General features: G+C 55.1%; 18 protein-coding genes. 15 read left to right on the top strand and 3 right to left on the bottom strand.

What is annotated here, in order from left to right; all coding sequences use genetic code 11:
• Positions 1-5: 5 nt before the first annotated feature.
• From ACRRUX_RS00840 to ACRRUX_RS00805, 8 genes are read left to right on the top strand one after another with little or no spacing between them, the layout of a single operon-like run.
• Positions 6-545, top strand: a complete 540-nt coding sequence (locus ACRRUX_RS00840; protein WP_432526298.1) for a nuclear transport factor 2 family protein — start codon at positions 6-8, stop codon at positions 543-545.
• Complete coding sequence (locus tag ACRRUX_RS00835) at positions 542-1,366, top strand: SDR family NAD(P)-dependent oxidoreductase (RefSeq protein ID WP_432526297.1); 825 nt, start codon at positions 542-544, stop codon at positions 1,364-1,366. Before ACRRUX_RS00840 ends, ACRRUX_RS00835 begins: the two co-directional genes overlap by 4 nt.
• Positions 1,363-2,664, top strand: coding sequence for an NAD(P)/FAD-dependent oxidoreductase (locus tag ACRRUX_RS00830; protein ID WP_432526296.1), 1,302 nt, complete (start codon positions 1,363-1,365; stop codon positions 2,662-2,664). Before ACRRUX_RS00835 ends, ACRRUX_RS00830 begins: the two co-directional genes overlap by 4 nt.
• Positions 2,661-3,506, top strand: coding sequence for a DUF1365 domain-containing protein (locus ACRRUX_RS00825; RefSeq protein ID WP_432526295.1), 846 nt, complete (start codon positions 2,661-2,663; stop codon positions 3,504-3,506). The genes ACRRUX_RS00830 and ACRRUX_RS00825 overlap by 4 nt, the downstream gene beginning before the upstream one ends.
• Before the next feature lie 26 nt (positions 3,507-3,532).
• Positions 3,533-4,777, top strand: a complete 1,245-nt coding sequence (locus ACRRUX_RS00820) for a class I SAM-dependent methyltransferase (protein ID WP_432526294.1) — start codon at positions 3,533-3,535, stop codon at positions 4,775-4,777.
• A 16-nt stretch (positions 4,778-4,793) separates the two neighbouring features.
• Positions 4,794-5,315: a DUF2878 domain-containing protein gene (locus tag ACRRUX_RS00815; RefSeq protein ID WP_432526293.1), complete on the top strand. Its 522-nt coding sequence runs from the start codon at positions 4,794-4,796 to the stop codon at positions 5,313-5,315.
• Positions 5,315-5,935: a chalcone isomerase family protein gene (locus ACRRUX_RS00810; RefSeq protein ID WP_432526292.1), complete on the top strand. Its 621-nt coding sequence runs from the start codon at positions 5,315-5,317 to the stop codon at positions 5,933-5,935. Before ACRRUX_RS00815 ends, ACRRUX_RS00810 begins: the two co-directional genes overlap by 1 nt.
• The gene (locus ACRRUX_RS00805) at positions 5,923-6,450 is read left to right on the top strand and encodes a DUF3833 domain-containing protein (protein WP_432526291.1); all 528 of its coding nucleotides are present in this window, start codon (positions 5,923-5,925) and stop codon (positions 6,448-6,450) included. Before ACRRUX_RS00810 ends, ACRRUX_RS00805 begins: the two co-directional genes overlap by 13 nt.
• Positions 6,451-6,512: 62 nt before the next feature.
• Here ACRRUX_RS00805 and ACRRUX_RS00800 read toward each other — a convergent pair whose 3' ends face one another.
• The 3 genes from ACRRUX_RS00800 to ACRRUX_RS00790 form a co-directional block, all read right to left on the bottom strand.
• On the bottom strand, positions 6,513-6,854 hold the full coding sequence (locus ACRRUX_RS00800; protein ID WP_432526290.1) for a hypothetical protein: 342 nt from the start codon (positions 6,852-6,854) through the stop codon (positions 6,513-6,515).
• A 153-nt stretch (positions 6,855-7,007) separates the two neighbouring features.
• A complete protein-coding gene (locus tag ACRRUX_RS00795; protein WP_432526289.1) occupies positions 7,008-7,745 on the bottom strand; it encodes a GGDEF domain-containing protein in 738 nt (245 codons plus the stop codon).
• A gap of 166 nt (positions 7,746-7,911) precedes the next feature.
• Positions 7,912-8,256, bottom strand: a complete 345-nt coding sequence (locus tag ACRRUX_RS00790) for a DUF3634 family protein (RefSeq protein WP_432526288.1) — start codon at positions 8,254-8,256, stop codon at positions 7,912-7,914.
• 386 nt (positions 8,257-8,642) lie between these two features.
• Here ACRRUX_RS00790 and ACRRUX_RS00785 point away from each other — a divergent pair, with 386 nt between their 5' ends.
• The 7 genes from ACRRUX_RS00785 to ACRRUX_RS00755 all read left to right on the top strand — a co-directional run bounded on the left by ACRRUX_RS00785 (position 8,643) and on the right by ACRRUX_RS00755 (position 16,753).
• Positions 8,643-9,743 carry a polyamine ABC transporter substrate-binding protein gene (locus tag ACRRUX_RS00785; RefSeq protein WP_432526286.1) on the top strand — a complete coding sequence of 367 codons (1,101 nt, stop codon included), beginning with the start codon at positions 8,643-8,645 and terminating at the stop codon, positions 9,741-9,743.
• Positions 9,744-9,843: 100 nt separating this feature from the next.
• Positions 9,844-10,968 carry a polyamine ABC transporter ATP-binding protein gene (potA, locus tag ACRRUX_RS00780; RefSeq protein ID WP_432526285.1) on the top strand — a complete coding sequence of 375 codons (1,125 nt, stop codon included), beginning with the start codon at positions 9,844-9,846 and terminating at the stop codon, positions 10,966-10,968.
• Positions 10,965-11,888, top strand: a complete 924-nt coding sequence (locus tag ACRRUX_RS00775; RefSeq protein WP_432526283.1) for an ABC transporter permease subunit — start codon at positions 10,965-10,967, stop codon at positions 11,886-11,888. Before potA ends, ACRRUX_RS00775 begins: the two co-directional genes overlap by 4 nt.
• A complete protein-coding gene (locus tag ACRRUX_RS00770) occupies positions 11,888-12,691 on the top strand; it encodes an ABC transporter permease subunit (RefSeq protein ID WP_432526282.1) in 804 nt (267 codons plus the stop codon). Before ACRRUX_RS00775 ends, ACRRUX_RS00770 begins: the two co-directional genes overlap by 1 nt.
• A 302-nt stretch (positions 12,692-12,993) precedes the next feature.
• On the top strand, positions 12,994-14,271 hold the full coding sequence (locus tag ACRRUX_RS00765) for an OmpP1/FadL family transporter (RefSeq protein WP_432526280.1): 1,278 nt from the start codon (positions 12,994-12,996) through the stop codon (positions 14,269-14,271).
• 297 nt (positions 14,272-14,568) lie between these two features.
• Positions 14,569-15,081 (top strand): AmiS/UreI family transporter, encoded by a 513-nt coding sequence (locus tag ACRRUX_RS00760; protein WP_432526278.1) that lies wholly within the window; start codon positions 14,569-14,571, stop codon positions 15,079-15,081.
• Between the two features lie 445 nt (positions 15,082-15,526).
• Complete coding sequence (locus ACRRUX_RS00755; RefSeq protein WP_432526276.1) at positions 15,527-16,753, top strand: dicarboxylate/amino acid:cation symporter; 1,227 nt, start codon at positions 15,527-15,529, stop codon at positions 16,751-16,753.
• Positions 16,754-16,759 lie beyond the last annotated feature (6 nt).

Raw genomic sequence — 16,759 nt, 5'->3', positions numbered from 1 at the left:
AGACAGTGCAATCAGAGATTGGTCATACAGATGCCACACAAGGCTTTGTAATACCGGCCGCGGTTAACCAAATCCATGTGGCGCTGTCGGCGAGTGGGCAAGCGGCCGGGACGTCATCAGGCGAGGCGGTGGTCTGCGCTTTTATCGACTTATACGGCAATCTCAACCGCGATAATCTGCATTTGCTGGACTCCATTTATCATCCGGCCGTGGTGTTTACCGACCCTTTGCACCGGGTGGAAGGGCGTGACGCGCTCAAGCGATATTTTGCCTCTATGTACGAGAATTTGCTGAGTATCAGTTTTGATATTCAGCGGGTGATTGGTGATGGCAGCGAGTTCGCTATCGAATGGACCATGAATTATGCCCACCGCAAACTCAAAGGTGGCGAATTGCTCAGGCTTGATGGTGTCAGCCTGCTGAGTTGTGATGATTCGCTGATCATTCGTCATCGTGACTACTTTGATGCCGGCGCTATGTTGTATGAGCATGTGCCGCTGCTGGGCAGCACGATTCGGCTGCTGAAAAAACGGGTGGCGGTATGAGTCAGGCTGCAAGGCATGGTTCATCGCCGCAAGGCCGGGTACTGATCACCGGTGCCAGTTCGGGGATTGGCGCGCAGCTGGCAAAAGACTATCTCGCCCAGGGGTGGCAGGTATTTGCCTGTGGCCGCAGTTCTCAACGACTGGCGTCTGTGCCCGGCAGTGTGCCACTGGTGTTTGATGTTACCGTGCGTGAAGGCGTGCAAAGCGCCGGTCGCCATCTGACGCAATTGCTGCAGGGACAAACGCTGGACCTGCTGATCCTCAATGCCGGTAACTGCGAGTACATCGACGATCCTGGGCATTTTGATGATCGCCTGTTTGAGCGGATTATCGCGACCAATCTGCTGTCCGTGGGCTACTGTCTCAACAGCTTTTTACCCTTGCTGTCACCCCGGGGCCGGTTGGCGCTGATGAGTTCAAGCGCGACCTATCTGCCGCTTCCCCGGGCGGAGGCTTACGGTGCGTCCAAGGCTGCACTTAATTATCTGGCCAAAACGCTGGCGATCAGCCTGGCCTGTCAACCGGGCCGGCGCGGCACAGGGGTAACGCTTATTTGCCCCGGATTTGTGCGCACCCCCTTAACCGCCCGCAACGATTTTCCCATGCCCATGAGTGTGGATGTGACTCACGCGTCGCAACAGATAATGCGGGGACTGGCGCAGGGGCGGCGGGAAATACATTTCCCCAAAAGATTTACCTGGCTGCTTAAGGCGTTGGGATCTCTTCCCACAGCCTGGTGGCAGGCGTTGATGGTCAGACTGAACGCCGGTCGTACCGTATCGGCACCTCAGATTTCTCAGGATAAGGATGTGACACCATGAAGAAGATCGCCGTGGTTGGCAGTGGCATTGCCGGTTTGACCTGTGCCCATGTGCTCAGCAAAGCCCATGAGGTGACGGTATTTGAGGCCAACGATTATATTGGCGGACATACTGCCACGGTCGATGTGGCGGTCGATGGTAAACAGTGGGCCATCGACACGGGTTTTATTGTGTTTAACGATCGCACCTATCCCAACTTTCAGCAATTGCTGGCCGGTCTGGATATTCTGCCCATGCCGACTCAAATGAGTTTCAGCGTGCATAATGTGCAGACCGGGCTGGAATACAATGGGCATACCTTCAGCAGTCTGTTTGCCCAGAAGCGCAATTGGCTTAATCCGGGATTCTGGCGTTTTCTGGCCGAGATTGTGCGCTTCAATCGGCGCTGTAAAACCATCCATGAATCCGGGGTGTTTCCGGTTGGCAATCTGGGCGATTTTCTGGACGCTGAAGGCTTCTCGGATTTCTTCGCCGGCCATTACATTCTGCCCATGGGCGCCGCCATCTGGTCGTCCAGCATTGACGATATGCGGGCGTTCTCGCTGCAGTTTTTTATCCGCTTTTTCCACAATCATGGCTTATTGAGTGTCACTGACAGACCGCAGTGGTACGTGCTGGCGGGTGGCTCGCGCAGCTATATTCCCGGGTTAACCGCGCCCTTTGCCGAGCGCATTCGGCTGTCGACCCCGGTGCAGCATATCAGGCGTTTTGCTGATGGCGTGCTGATTACGACCAACGGCTATGGCGAAGAGCGCTTTGATGAGGTGGTGCTGGCCTGCCACAGCGATCAGGCGCTGGCAATGCTGGCTGATCCCAGTGCCCAGGAGCAGCAGATCCTTGGCGATCTGCGTTATCAGGACAATGACGTGGTGCTGCATACCGATACCTCGCTGTTGCCCAAACGCCGCGCAGCATGGGCCAGCTGGAACTATCGTCTCGATGGTGACAGTCGCCGTCCTGCCAGCGTCACCTACAACATGAATATTCTGCAGCGCCTGCCCGCGGATGCCCCGACTTTCTGTGTCACCCTGAATCAGACCGGGCTCATCGCCCCGGACAAAATTCTGCGCCGTTTCAGCTATGCCCACCCTGTGTTCAATCAGGCCAGCAGCCGCGCCCAGAGCCGCAAGGAGGAGATCTGTGGCAAGCAGCACACGTTTTACGCCGGTGCATACTGGCACAACGGTTTTCATGAAGACGGCGTCAAAAGCGCACTGGCGGTATGCCGCAAGTTTGGCCTCAGTCTGGATGGACCGGAGCTCGCGCCACTTGCCGGCGACGGCAGGAGGGTGGCATGACGCCAGCGTCCTGGTTGCCGCAATCGTCGGTGCAGCAGTTCAGCAGCGGTGTATACCTGGGGCAGGTGCGACATCTGCGGCGCGCGCCCCGTCACCACAGCTTTGAGTATGAGATGGGGATGCTGGTACTGGATTTGGATGAAATACCGCAGCTTGAGTCCTGCTCGCGCTGGTTTTCCGCCTCGGGCTTTGCACCGCTGAGTTTTCGTGCCGGTGACTACCTGCGTGATGGTGTGGGCAAGGGGCAGCAATATTGTGTCCGATCACTGAAAAAAAGGGTGGAGCTTAAGCTGGTGCAATTGGGGGCCAGCAAGCCCTGCAGCCAAATTGTGTTTGCCGGTCAGATACGCCACTTCGGTTGGTATTTCAGTCCGGTCAATTTCTTTTTTGGCTATCAGGCGGGTCGCCCCATTTACCTGCTGGCCGAGGTGAGCAATACGCCCTGGAATGAGCGTCATTACTATCTGGTGGACTTGGCGGCAGTCGACAGTCAGGCGCGGGACAAGGTGGTCGATACCTGCGACAAGGCATTTCATGTTTCACCGTTTATGGATCTGAACATGAAATATCTGTGGCGGGTCACGCCGCCGGCGCAGCAACTGCGTATTGGCATTGACAATCAGGGCGAGCAGCGGCTGTTCAGCGCTTCCCTCGAACTTGTCCGGCAACCATTTACGCCCGTCAGTCTGGCGAGCATGGTCAGGCGTTTTCCGCTGATGACCGGGCGCATCCTTGCGGGTATTTATTGGCAGGCGCTGCGGCTTTGGGTCAAAGGTGTTCCCTTTATCGGACATCCCGGTGGCCTGAAATCCGCCCTGAAATCCGACGATCCACAAAGTTAAACAGCGAACTACAGAAGGTCTGCGTTATGGAAACTACAGCAACCCGAATCGACAGAAAAACGTCATGGACAGACGAACAGGCCAGACGCCTGCTGCTCAGCGCGCTGGGCAAACTGGCCTGTGGAGGCCTGATGATCCGCGAACCAGGCGGTGAGCACTGGTTTGGCGACAAACAAAGTCACTGGCAGGCACAACTTCAGGTGCATGACAACCGCTTCTACCGGCAGGTGCTGGTGGGTGGCTCCATCGGGGCGGCTGAGTCCTATATTGCCGGAGGCTGGGATACCCCGGATTTGACTGCGGTCATCCGGCTGTTTGCTGCCAATATGAGTCTGCTTGACGATATTGAGCGGCGTTTCGGTTGGCTCACCAGGCCGCTCAATCGTTTGGGGCACCTGCTAAAGCGCAATACCCGCGAGGGTTCGAAGCGCAATATTCTGGCGCACTATGACTTGGGCAATGCCCTGTATCAGCAGTTTCTTGACAGGGAAATGCTCTATTCCAGCGCTATCTATCCGCAGGCGGATATGAGCCTGGCGCAGGCGCAGTTGCACAAGATGCACACCATCTGTGAGCGACTGGATTTACAGCCCGGCCAGACGCTGCTGGAGATCGGTACCGGCTGGGGCGCACTGGCGATTTATGCGGCCCGACATTATGGCGTGAAAGTGACCACCACGACGATTTCTGATGCCCAGTATGAGTATGCCTGCGCGCGGGTCGACGCCGAGGGACTGAGTGATCGTATTACCCTGCTTAAAGAGGATTATCGGCTGTTGCAGGGCCAGTATGACCGCCTGGTATCCATCGAGATGATCGAAGCCGTGGGGCATGAGTATCTGCCAGGCTTTTTTGCCAGGCTCAGCAGCCTGTTGAAGCCGGATGGCCGGATGTTGTTGCAGGCCATCACCATCGCTGACAGGCGTTATGACAGCTACCGCAAAGGCGTGGATTTTATTCAGAAGTACATTTTCCCGGGCGGGTGCTTGCCGTCGGTCAGCCAGATGACCCATCAACTGACGCGCCACAGCGATATGGTGCTGGTGCAACTGGAGGATATCGGCATGGATTACGCCAGAACACTGGCGCACTGGCGGGAAAATTTCGAACAGTCACTGCCGGCCATCCGCCAGCTGGGATATGGCGAAGACTTCATTCGCATGTGGCGCTTTTATTTGTGTTACTGCGAAGGTGGATTTCTGGAGCGCACCACTGGCACAGTGCATTTTGTTGCAGCCAAACCCGGCTATCGACCTGTGCGCTGTGAATGAGTGATGGACGCAGCGCATGATATCTGGCCGCGTGTGGATAGGATTCAATGCCTTAAGTTTCCAGCTGGTGTGGTGGAGTGGGGTAGTGATGGGCAATGCATCCCTGAACGTCAGTGTGATTCTGCTGGTGATTCACCTGGTGATGACGCCCTGTCGGCGCCCGGACATACGTCTGCTTAGCCTGATGGCGGCGCCGGGGATTATCCTTGATGGTTTGCTTTGTTGGCTCGGCTTGCTGCAGTTCCAGTCTTTGCCCTGGTGGCTGGTGTTGCTGTGGTTGCATTTCGCGCTGAGCTTCAATGCCAGCCTCAGCTTTTTAACTCGCTTTCCTGTATGGGGCGTGGCACTGCTGGGGGCGATATTCGGGCCGCTCAGCTATGTTGCCGGCAGCCGTCTGGGCGCGGTTTACCTGCCTCAGGGGGATATCATCACCGCTCTGGTGCTGGCCGGGATTTGGCTGCTTTTGCTGCCTTTAGGGGGTTGGCTGGCGCGGATGAGCCATGCAAATGGTGGTGCGCCTTTAACGGAGACTCAGTGATGAATATTGCTCTCTTGCCAAAGCGGGGACAGTTTCGGTTGTCAGCTCGCTTGTCGCGTCACTGCTTGTACTGTGGGTTGTGTCTACTGTCTCTGACAGGCTTGCCTGGTGTTGCCGGTGAATGGTCAAAGGCGCAGGTCAATTCTGCCGGTGACCCTCTGGCCACGGAATCTGCTGTGACGTGGCGTCAGGTTGGCCGGGGACAAATGAGTCTGCTGTGGTTTGAGCTGTATCGTGCCGGGCTATTTACCCCCTCGGGCCAATACCGGCCGGGTGATTATCCGGTGAGGCTGGAGATTGATTACCTGCGGGATATAGATGCGACGGATTTGCTCAAGGCCACTGTAGAGCAGTGGCAACACCTGGGCTATACCTCATCGGCTATTGTCCGCTGGCAGCGTGCGCTTGCAGGGCTGTGGCCGGATGTACAGCAGGGGCAATCGCTGGCTTTTGATTGTCAGTCGGCGGATTCGGGGCAGTTCTATTTTAATGGCAAGCCTCTGGGAACTGTCGCTGAGCCGGGATTTGCCGACGCATTTCTGGCGATTTGGCTGTCGCCCGATACCAGTCGTCCGGCGCTGCGGGCACAATTGCTGGGAGAGAAAACATGCGATTGTTAATGGTGCTGCTGTTGAGTCTGATGATGACTGCCTGTGGCAGCGTGGATATTCAGGATTACCGGGATACTCAGCCCAGGCTGGTGCTGGAGCAGTTCTTTCAGGGCGCGCTGACGGCATCGGGCGTGGTTCAGGATTTTTCCGGCAAGGTGGTGCGCAGGTTCAATGTCAGCATGCAGGCATCCTGGCAGGGCTCACAGCTGACGCTGGATGAAGACTTCGTGTATGACGATGGTGAAATTCAAAAGCGTGTCTGGGTGATTGATGCACTGGGAGAGGGGCAATATCTTGGCCGTGCCGGCGATATTCTGGGTGCGGCTCAGGGTCAGGCGGTGGGCAGTGCGCTGAGGTGGCAATACGATATGTTGCTGGCGGTTGATGGCAGTCAGTATCAGGTCAGTTTCGATGACTGGATGTTTCTGGTGAATGACCACACCATTATCAATCGCAGCGATATCAACAAGTTTGGCATTACTGTGGCGCAGGTAACCCTGGTGATACAAAAAACGCCGCGCTGAACTTGCTGTTCAGGCTTCTGAGTGCTGTTCAACGCCATCCCCCGGCACAGCCATGTTACCGGTTATTGAGAAGGGGGAGTTGAAACCACCATTCTGATGCTGTCCAGCACAGCGAATGCCCAGCTGGCTATCAATAACCAGAATGCGGTGGCGGCCCCGGTCAGCGACTGCATCTGCCGGTGGACTTCGGTGATGATGGTGGCTGGGTTCAGTGGTAAGCGGCCCGCCAGAATATCGTCTGCTATGTGTTGTGACAGTGTCAGTATATCGGTCATCATCAGCGCCAGGCTGAGGGTGCTGATGACCAATATGCTCCATCCCTGCCATTTTTTACCCAGCAATAAATGCCCGCTGCCGGGACAGACAAAGGCATTGAACAGCAGTGCTTTCATTTCCTGATTCATGATTTTCCTGACATGGTTGGCACCAAAGTGATGGGGAGGTGATTAAGGGCACTGATATGGATTGAACAATGCCGCCGCAGCGCAGTCAATCCGGTGCAGGAATTTAAATGATCGCCACAGGCTGCTGATATGCGGTGGGCTTGTTAGACCGGGTTAGTCAGGGGCGTCATCTGGCTGGAAGATCTCTGTGCGATTGCGGCCGTTGGCTTTGGCCTGATACAGCGCCTTGTCTGCCTGCTGCAGTAACCTGTCGATATTAACAGCGGCAAAGGCTTCGGTCAGCCCCATGCTGACGGTGTAACTGAGCTGCCGTTTATCAAAGACAACAGTGCGCGCGGCAATGGCATTATGCAGGGATGTACAGAGGTCCTTTGCTTGCTCTGCCCGGGTATTGGCCAGCAGGATGACGAACTCTTCGCCGCCCATTCGCGCCGCCAGCGCACCGGCAGGCAGATTGGCTTTCAGGGTATTGGCGAACTGTATCAGGACCTGATCACCTGTGGGGTGGCCGTAGTTGTCATTGATGGCTTTGAATTTGTCGATATCCAGCAAAATAAGGCAGACACATTCAGAGGTTTGCAGCAAGACCGGTGCCTTATTGAAAAAAGCGCGGCGATTGGTCAGGCGGGTCAGATAATCGGTGCAGGCTTGCCGGCGCATTTCCTGCTCCAGTCGGTCCACTTTGATCAGCAGGCCCACCAGATGCCAGGATACTGCAGGCGTAACAATCAGCGGCACCATAGTGCTGATAAAGGTCGGGATCAGCAGACTGCGGGAACTGTCGCTGGCCCAGAACAACAGCAAACTCAACAGATCCGAAGTGATCACAGCCAACAGGGTAATGTAGATAACAATATTGGTGCGTCCGTGACGTTGAATAAAGCTTCTCATGCGGCTGAATTAAGTTCTTCGGGTTAAAAAAGACGCGAAATCTAGCATGAAATGCCGTCATATTAAAACGCAGTGGGTTAATTTGGGTTAATTTGTGCGTCTGGTAGGGTTTTTGCCGGAGCGGGGGCTCCGGCGAAGAGAAATACCGCATCGGCACCGACGTCGATCAACTGACCTTCTTGCTGTTGTCAGCAGTCACTTTTTCATAGTACTCGAAGGGGAACAGATTACGGATCTGTTGGGTCAGATTGTCACCCACGTTGGCTGATACATGCAGGCGCACACTGCCGCTGCGCTCGGCACGGATGACACAGGTGAGCTTTTCTTTTTTGGCCAGCGCCCTGATATCCCGCTCGAATCTGTCCTGAATTTTGCCTTTATGGCTGGTCATTCGGCCATCCTTAAAGTGCATTTCCATTAAGGTCATACCTGACTTTCCCGCAAACAGCAATTTGTAAATCACATAAACAGCGATTGCCAGAAATAGAATTTTAATTAGGTTATCAGTCATTTATGATCTCCTTGAACGTCTGACTGAAGGAAGGGGAAACTGTGCTGTATTCCGTTGTCATGACTCTATCATAAAGTTTCCCAGGACAGCAGCGCCAGGGTGTTGTCGCTGGATACCATCAAAGCCGGAAGGGGTTACCGCCCGTTGCCTGAGTTTCATTTTAACCCGGGGCATACTCAGGGTTTTGTGGTCGTGGCAGCAGTTTGCCACTCCTCTGACAGATAAAATATTAAACCCTGGCGCGGAATCTCAAAAAATCCAGTGCTTTTGCCGCTTTTTTGAACGATGAAAGCTGACATTTTTGTCAAGCGTGATACATTACGCCGCCCATTAATTGCCGCTTGCCAAACGGGGCTGTGCGGTTGCTTCATAGTGAGGAGAAAGCCTTGAAGCTGATAAACAAGTTTGTCCTGCTGACCCTGGTTACTTCCGGTTTGCTCATCAGTGCGCTGGCACGGGCAGAGGAAGTGGTCAGGGTATATAACTGGTCTGATTATATTGAACCCAAGGTACTGGAAGATTTCGAAAAAGAAACCGGTATCCGGGTGGTGTACGACGTGTTCGACACCAACGAAGTACTGGAAGCCAAGTTGCTGTCCGGTCGCAGTGGTTATGATGTGGTGGTGCCAACCAGCCATTTCCTGGCCAAACAGATCCAGGCTGGTGCGTTCCAGCAGCTGGACAAGAGTAAGTTACCGAATTTCAAAAACCTGGATCCCAAGCTGATGAGTCAGCTGGACAAGACTGATCCGGGTAATCAATACAGCCTGCCTTATCTGTGGGGCACGACCGGTATCGGCTATAACGTCGATAAGGTCAAGGCGATTCTGGGTGATAATGCGCCGGTGGATTCCATGGCGCTGATCTTCGATCCCAAATACGCCGATCAACTGGCACAGTGCGGTATTTCTTTCCTGGACTCTCCTGATGAGATGATCCCCCACGCACTGCAATATCTGGGCATTGACCCCAACTCGACCCAGCGTGCCGATCTGCAAAAGGCCGGAGAGCTGCTGTCCAAAGTGCGCCCCAATATCCGCTATTTCCACTCCTCACGTTTTGTGTCGGATCTGGCCAACGGCAACCTGTGTGTCGCCTTCGGGTTCTCCGGTGACATTCTGCAGGCCAAGGCCCGTGCAGAAGAGGCCGGTAATGGTCAGCATGTTGAGTACGCCATCCCCAAAGAGGGCGCCAACCTGTGGTTTGACATGATCGCCATTCCAGCCGACGCCAGCAATGTGGACAATGCCCACAAGTTCATCAACTACCTGCTGCGCCCGGAAGTGATCGCCCAGATCTCTGACTATGTGGCCTATGCCAACCCCAATTTGCCTTCGCAGCAACTGGTTGACCCGGCTATCCGCAACAACCCGGGTATTTATCCGTCTGCTGAAGTCATGGACAAGCTGTTTTTGATGGACGTGCGTCCACTCAAAGCCCAGCGCGACATGACCCGTGTCTGGACCAAGGTGATATCAGGTCGTTAAGCCGTTTACCCTGATGTGGTAACTGTTTTGTTGTAAAAAGACGCCGGAGTGCTGGTAACAGCAGCTCTGGCGTTGATGTTTTATTGGGTTGGAGATTTTTATGAGCACTGCTGTTTGTGGCAACCACCCTAACACCTCTGATGTACTGCTGCGCATTGAGCGTGTCAGCAAGATTTTTGATGGCGTGCGCGCTGTCGATGAAGTGTCCCTGACCATTAACCGCGGCGAGATTTTTGCGCTGCTGGGCGGATCTGGCTCAGGCAAAACCACACTGCTGCGTATGCTGGCAGGGTTTGAAACCCCAAGTGAAGGGCGCATTTTCCTCGATGGTCAGGATATTACTGATCTGCCTCCTTACGAGCGCCCCATTAATATGATGTTTCAGTCCTATGCACTGTTCCCCCACATGACGGTAGAACAGAATATCGCCTTTGGTTTGAAACAGGACAAGCTACCCAAGGCAGAAATTACCGAGCGGGTGGCCGAAATGCTGCGACTGGTGCGCATGGAGCAGTATGCCAAGCGCAAGCCGCATCAGCTCTCTGGCGGTCAGCGCCAGCGGGTGGCACTGGCCCGCTCTCTGGCCAAGCGGCCCAAGCTGTTGCTGCTGGATGAGCCCATGGGCGCGCTGGATAAGAAGCTGCGGACCCAGATGCAACTGGAAGTGGTGGAAATTCTTGAGCGCGTCGGCGTGACCTGTGTGATGGTGACTCACGACCAGGAAGAAGCCATGACCATGGCCGGGCGCATGTCCATCATGAGTGAAGGCTGGGTGGTCCAGACCGGCACGCCAATGGATATCTATGAAGCGCCCAACAGCCGCATGGTAGCCGAGTTTATCGGCTCGGTGAACCTGTTTGAAGGCGAGATTGTCGAGGACAAGGCGGATCACGCCATTATCCGCTCTGACAGCCTGCCGCAGCGTTTCTGCATCGGCCATGGTATTGCCACCAATATTGAGGATAAACACTGCTGGCTGGCCGTGCGCCCGGAAAAGACCCTGATCAGCCGTGACAAACCGCAGCAGCCATACAACTGGGCTGCCGGTATGGTGCACGATATCGCTTATCTGGGCGGCATCTCTGTGTACTACATCAAGCTGGAAAACGGCCAGATAGTGCAGTGCTCTATGACCAACCGGGAGCGCGGCGCCGATCACCCCACCTGGGATGACAGCGTGTATATCAGCTGGGAGGCCACCAGTGGGGTGGTGCTGAGAACATGATGGCACTGAAACGCTGGTTTGGCGGCAGGTTGTCGCTGCCCGGGATCAATGGCCGCAGCCTGGTGCTGGGGTTTCCGCTGCTGTGGCTGGTGCTGTTTTTCAGCTTGCCGTTTGCCATCGTACTGAAGATCAGCTTCTCCACGGCGGCTATGGCGATCCCCCCCTATGAGCCGACTTTCAGCTACAGCGATGAACTGCTGCAGGTGTTTATCAATCTGGGTAACTATCTGCTGCTGGCGGATGATCCTTTGTATTACACCGCCTATTTCAGCTCGTTGAAAACCGCGGCGATTGCCACGGCGGGCTGTCTGGCCATCGGCTATCCCATGGCTTATGCGATTGCCAAAGCGCCCAAACGGCATCAGCCCTTGCTGCTGCTGTTGGTAATGCTGCCCAGCTGGACGTCCTTCCTTATCCGCATTTATGCCTGGATGGGGCTGCTGTCCAACGATGGGGTGATCAACTCAGTACTGCTGTGGGTGGGCGCTATTGATACTCCGCTGCACATACTCAATACCGATCTGGCGGTGTATATCGGCATTATTTATGCCTATCTGCCGTTTATGATCCTGCCGCTGTACTCGACCCTGTCCAAGCTGGATGGCTCGCTGCTGGAGGCTGCAGCTGATCTCGGCGCCCGCAAATGGCAGGCGTTTGTGCAGGTGACTTTGCCTTTGTCCAAAGGCGGGGTGATTGCCGGTTGCATGCTGGTATTTATTCCGGCAGTGGGCGAGTTTGTTATCCCAGAGCTGCTCGGCGGCCCGGATTCACTGATGATAGGCAAAGTGCTGTGGCAGGAGTTTTTCAACAACCGCGACTGGCCGGTGGCCTCGGCGCTGGCAATTGTGATGCTGGTGCTGCTGTTCATTCCGATTATGTTGTTTAACCGCGCTCAGGGGCGCGCGCTGGAGAAAGATTGATGAAACGGCCAAGTGCTTCATCCCTGGCACTGTGCCTGGGATTGGTGTTTCTGTATGCGCCTTTGTTTATTCTGGTGTTTTACTCGTTCAACGCCTCCAAGCTGGTGACCGTCTGGGGCGGCTTTTCCGGCAAATGGTATCTGGAGCTGCTTAAAGATGAGCAGCTGTTGGATGCGGTGTGGACCAGTCTCATCATCGCCTTTTATTCCGCCTCCATGGCGGTGGTGCTGGGCACCATGGCGGCCTTTGTGATGACCCGCTTCAGGCGCTCCTGGCTGAAGATGTCACTGTCGAGCATGGTCACCGCGCCGCTGGTGATGCCTGAGGTGATCACCGGATTATCCCTGCTGCTGCTGTTTGTGCACATGGCAGATCTGCTGGGTTGGCCGGCAGAGCGGGGCAGGCTGACTATCTGGATAGCTCACTCCACCTTCTGCGCCGCCTATGTGGCTGTGGTGGTCTCGGCCAGGCTGAGGGAGCTGGATCGCTCTATCGAGGAAGCGGCCATGGATTTGGGGGCCACGCCGCTCAAGACGTTTTTCCTGATCACTGTGCCTATGATCATGCCGGCGCTGCTGGCCGGATGGCTGCTGTCGTTCAGTCTGTCACTGGATGATCTGGTGATTGCCAGCTTTACCTCCGGGCCGGGGGCGACCACTCTGCCCATGGTGGTGTTCAGCTCAGTACGCATGGGGGTATCCCCCAAAATCAATGCACTGGCAACCCTGATTATTCTGGCGGTTTCCCTGATCGCCTTTGTCGCCTGGTACATCGCCCGGCGGGCAGAAAGAAGGGCCGCATAGTGGCTGGCTAATATGGCTGGCTAATATGGCTGGATAGAGATTGCCAGCGGGTAAAAGCCGGACTTTCAGAGTCCGGCTTTTTTATGTCTGTTGTTCCGTCACAGGAGGGTGTTTTTTCGCCTTTTTTACTGCGCAGGCAGCTGGCTATGGCATGCCGCTGTCCTGTCGCTTGCATCCTGACCGCTGCTCATGGGTTTTCCGGGTCTACACTTTGTCTATACCCTGAATGTTATTCAACGAGTTGAGTCATGCAGATTCGGACTTTTTCAGCCAGTCCCCTGATACTGGCAATGATAACTGTGATGCTGAGCACCCTGATACCGGCGCAGGCGACCAACGGTTATTTCGGCCACGGTTATGGCACCAAGAACAAAGGGCTGGCAGGTGCGGGCTCGGCGTTGCCGCAGGATGCCATGGCCGCTGCCACCAATCCTGCCGGTATGGTATTTGTGGGGGAGCGGCTGGATATGGGCGTTGCGCTGTTCAGCCCATCCAGAAGTTATGAGATAAGCACTCTGACGGCGCCGCCGATGATGCCGCCTGAGCTTCCGCTGGTGGCCGGCAAAGTGGACAGCGGCAGCAACTACTTTGTGATTCCCCATCTGGCCAAAAACTGGATGCTGGGCGCTGATGCCAGCCTGGGGCTGACACTTTACGGCAATGGCGGTATGAATACCGACTATCCGGGCAGCGCATCCGCAGGGATGGGCACCTATTATGGCGGTGCGGCCGGGGTAAATCTGGAGCAATTGTTTGTCAACGCCTCCTACGCCAGAAAAGTGACCGAAACCTCTTCACTGGGGATCAGTCTTATTTTTGCCTATCAACGATTTGAAGCCCGCGGCCTGTCGGCATTCGGCGGCTGGTCGACCGACCCCGATAATCTGTCCAATCGGGGCGTCGACAGCAGTTACGGCTGGGGATTCAAGCTGGGCTGGATGGGTGAGGTGATAGATGGGCTGACGCTGGGCGCAGCTTATCAATCGAAAATTGCCATGAGTGAGTTTGACCGTTACGCCGGGCTGTTCGCCGGACATGGCGACTTCGATATTCCGGCCAACTGGAATCTGGGGCTGGCCTATGATGTCAGTGCCGCCGGCACTCTGGTGTTCGATGTGCAGCACATTCAGTATTCGGACGTGGCGGCGGTGGGTAACCCCATGTTGCCCGCACTCTGGCAATGTTTTCCGCAGCCTTATGGCGGTGGCGACAGCCGGTTTTGCATGGGTGCCGACGGGGGGCCGGGGTTTGGCTGGCAGGACATGACGGTTTACAAGCTGGGTTACCAGTGGGTTGTCAGTTCCATGCCTGAGTACAACTGGCGGGCCGGGTTCAGCTATGGTAAGCAGCCGATCCCGGATACTGAGGTGATTTTCAACATTCTGGCCCCCGGGGTAATGCAGCAACATGTGACGTTGGGGATGACCCGTGCGCTGTCGGGTGGCCGTGAGCTGAGTCTGGCGTTGATGTATGCCCCGGGACAGACGCTGAAGGGGCGTAATCCGGCTGTGGCCACCTCAGATCAGCAGATCCAATTGCAGATGACCGAGTGGGAGCTGGAAATCAGTTACCGCTGGTAAGCCGGACTGTGAGGTGGTCTGGCTATTGCAACCCGGGCGGATGACCACTTCTGCTGGCAACTGCCTTAAGTTCACTCATACACTGACTTGAAATAGACAGCCCTGCGAACGTTTCGCAGGGCTTTTTGATATTAAAAACATGCCTGCCGCTGAGTGCTCAGGACCTTCACTGCTCTGGCGTCGTTTGACGATGGCAGCGCAAATCCGGATAAGTCATCAACCGGGTTATGATGCTGACAACAGGGCATTCATGAGTATGCTAGACTGCTGCGATTTCAATTGGCGGGAGTGCGTATCATGCTGGGGCTGGTGTTGGTTTACGTTGGGGTGGTACTGATCCTCAACGGCATTGGTCGACTGATTGGTGTCGATGACAAATCGGCAGCGGTATTTAATGTGTTTACCGGCCTGCTGTCGCTGGTGGTGAATATTATTGCCATCATCCGCGGTGACTATTTTGCCGCAGCTGCCGGGCTGCTGTTTGCCTTTACTTACCTGTATATTGCCGCGCGCTCGATGTTCAATCTCGATGACCGGCTCTATGGCTGGTACTGTCTGTTCGTGGCTATCAATACTTTGCCGCTGTCGGTGATTGACCCAAATACCCTGGGCTTAATCAGCATGACACCGGGTAACCTGATCTGGATGGCAATCTGGCTGAGCTGGGGAATGCTGTGGCTGACCGGTTTTATTGAGCTGGCGCTGCAGCGTCCGATGGGGCGGGGCGTTGGCTATTTTGCCGTGTTCTGCGGTATCTTCACCGCCTGGTTGCCGGGGATGCTGTTGCTGCTCAATCAGTTTCCCGCTTGAGGGCTTCCTGCCGCGATAGCCTGCCAACAGTGATACCGTCAGAGTCGAAAACCTGACCATTGATTGTGGGCTCTGCGAATGTCACAACAGCCGTTGTGGCAGATGTCAGGCGGCCCGTTTTTACCGGTAACCCGGTATTGAGCGGTGCTGGCGGGGAATCTGCTGAATAATTGGCCGCAAACAGCATTTACTCTGTGGTTAAAACCTCGTCGATAATGCAGATTGTCTGATTTGGTATACCTGAATAGATGTGTTTTTGGTTAATCCATAAAAATTGGCATTTAATTTTGAAAGTTTATCTGGATTGAGCGTGTATTTTTGTGTTTTGCTTATTTTTGGCGCGAACGGAGTGATGTTTCACAGTTAACACAGTGATGAATATGCTACTTTAGGCGCAGTAAATAAGGCGGCAAATATAAAGCTGTCAGCAAATGGGGAAGAGAACGTGAGCAAGCAGAGTATTTTCAAAAACATCGGGGTACAGGTGGTGATCGCCATGATCATCGGTGCCCTGGCTGGTTTCGCCCTGGGCGAGCAGGCGGCCATTTTTGCCCCGCTGGGCACCATTTTTATCAGTCTGGTCAAAATGTTGGTGATCCCACTGGTGCTGGTGTCCATTGTGGCCGGTGCCGCCAGTTTGGGTAACAGCCCGGCCGCCGGGAAAATCGGTGTCGGCACCTTTGGTTTCTTTATCGCCACTTCTGGCCTGGCGGTTGCGCTGGCACTGGTGATGGGCTCGGTATTCAAACCCGGTATGGGCGTGGATTTTACCGGTCACGGTCATGATTTGATGACAGTGACTGCCGAGCAGGGCAAGGTGCCCGGGGTGATGGATACGCTGATCGGCATGATCCCGACCAACGTGTTTGAGTCCCTGACCGGTGGCAATATTCTGCAGATCCTGGTGTTCAGCATCTTCTTCGGTATCGCGCTGACCAAAGTCAAAGGCGATGGCGCCAAGCCAATTATCAGTGGGTTGAACACTGTGGTTGATGCCTTTGTATGGATGATCAACTGTGTGATGGTGATTGCCCCTATCGGCGTGTTTGGCCTGATGGCTGATTCAGTGGGGACCTTCGGATTCCAGGCGCTGGAAGTGGTGATTAAGCTGTTTCTGGTGTTTGTGGTAGCGATTCTGATCTACGGTTTTATCGTGTTCCCGCTGCTGGTAAAAACCTTCTCTAACGTGCCTGCCCGTAAGTTCATCTCGGCGATGAAAAAGCCGCAGGTGATGGCGCTGTCAACGGCTTCCTCCATGGCGACCCTGCCAATTAACATGGAAACCTGTGAGGAAGAACTGGGTGTATCCAAAGCGACCACCGCGTTTGTGCTGCCACTGGGTGCCACTATCAACATGAGCGGTAACGCGATTTACTACGGGCTGGTCGCCATGTTCTTCGCCCAGATGTACAACGTGGATCTGACCGTGATGGCCTATGTGGCGATCATCTTCACCTCAACCCTGGGCGCTATTGGTCAGGCCGGGGTGCCGGGCCCATCTTTCCTGGTGGTGGCTGTGCTGCTGGCGGCAGGTATCCCGATTGACGGTCTGCCACTGCTGTTCGCGCTGGATCGGGTATTTGACATGATCCGCACCTCGTTGAACATCACAGGTGATGCGGCCTGCGCGGTCATCCTGGACAAATTCAGCCCTGAAAACCAAAACCAATAACAGCCA

Origin of the sequence: Shewanella sp. GXUN23E, assembly GCF_050865035.1 — a bacterium.
In the GTDB taxonomy this organism is placed as follows: domain Bacteria; phylum Pseudomonadota; class Gammaproteobacteria; order Enterobacterales; family Shewanellaceae; genus Shewanella.
The sequence above is the reverse complement of the archived record's forward strand: the minus strand, read 5'-3'. Positions and strand labels throughout refer to the sequence as shown.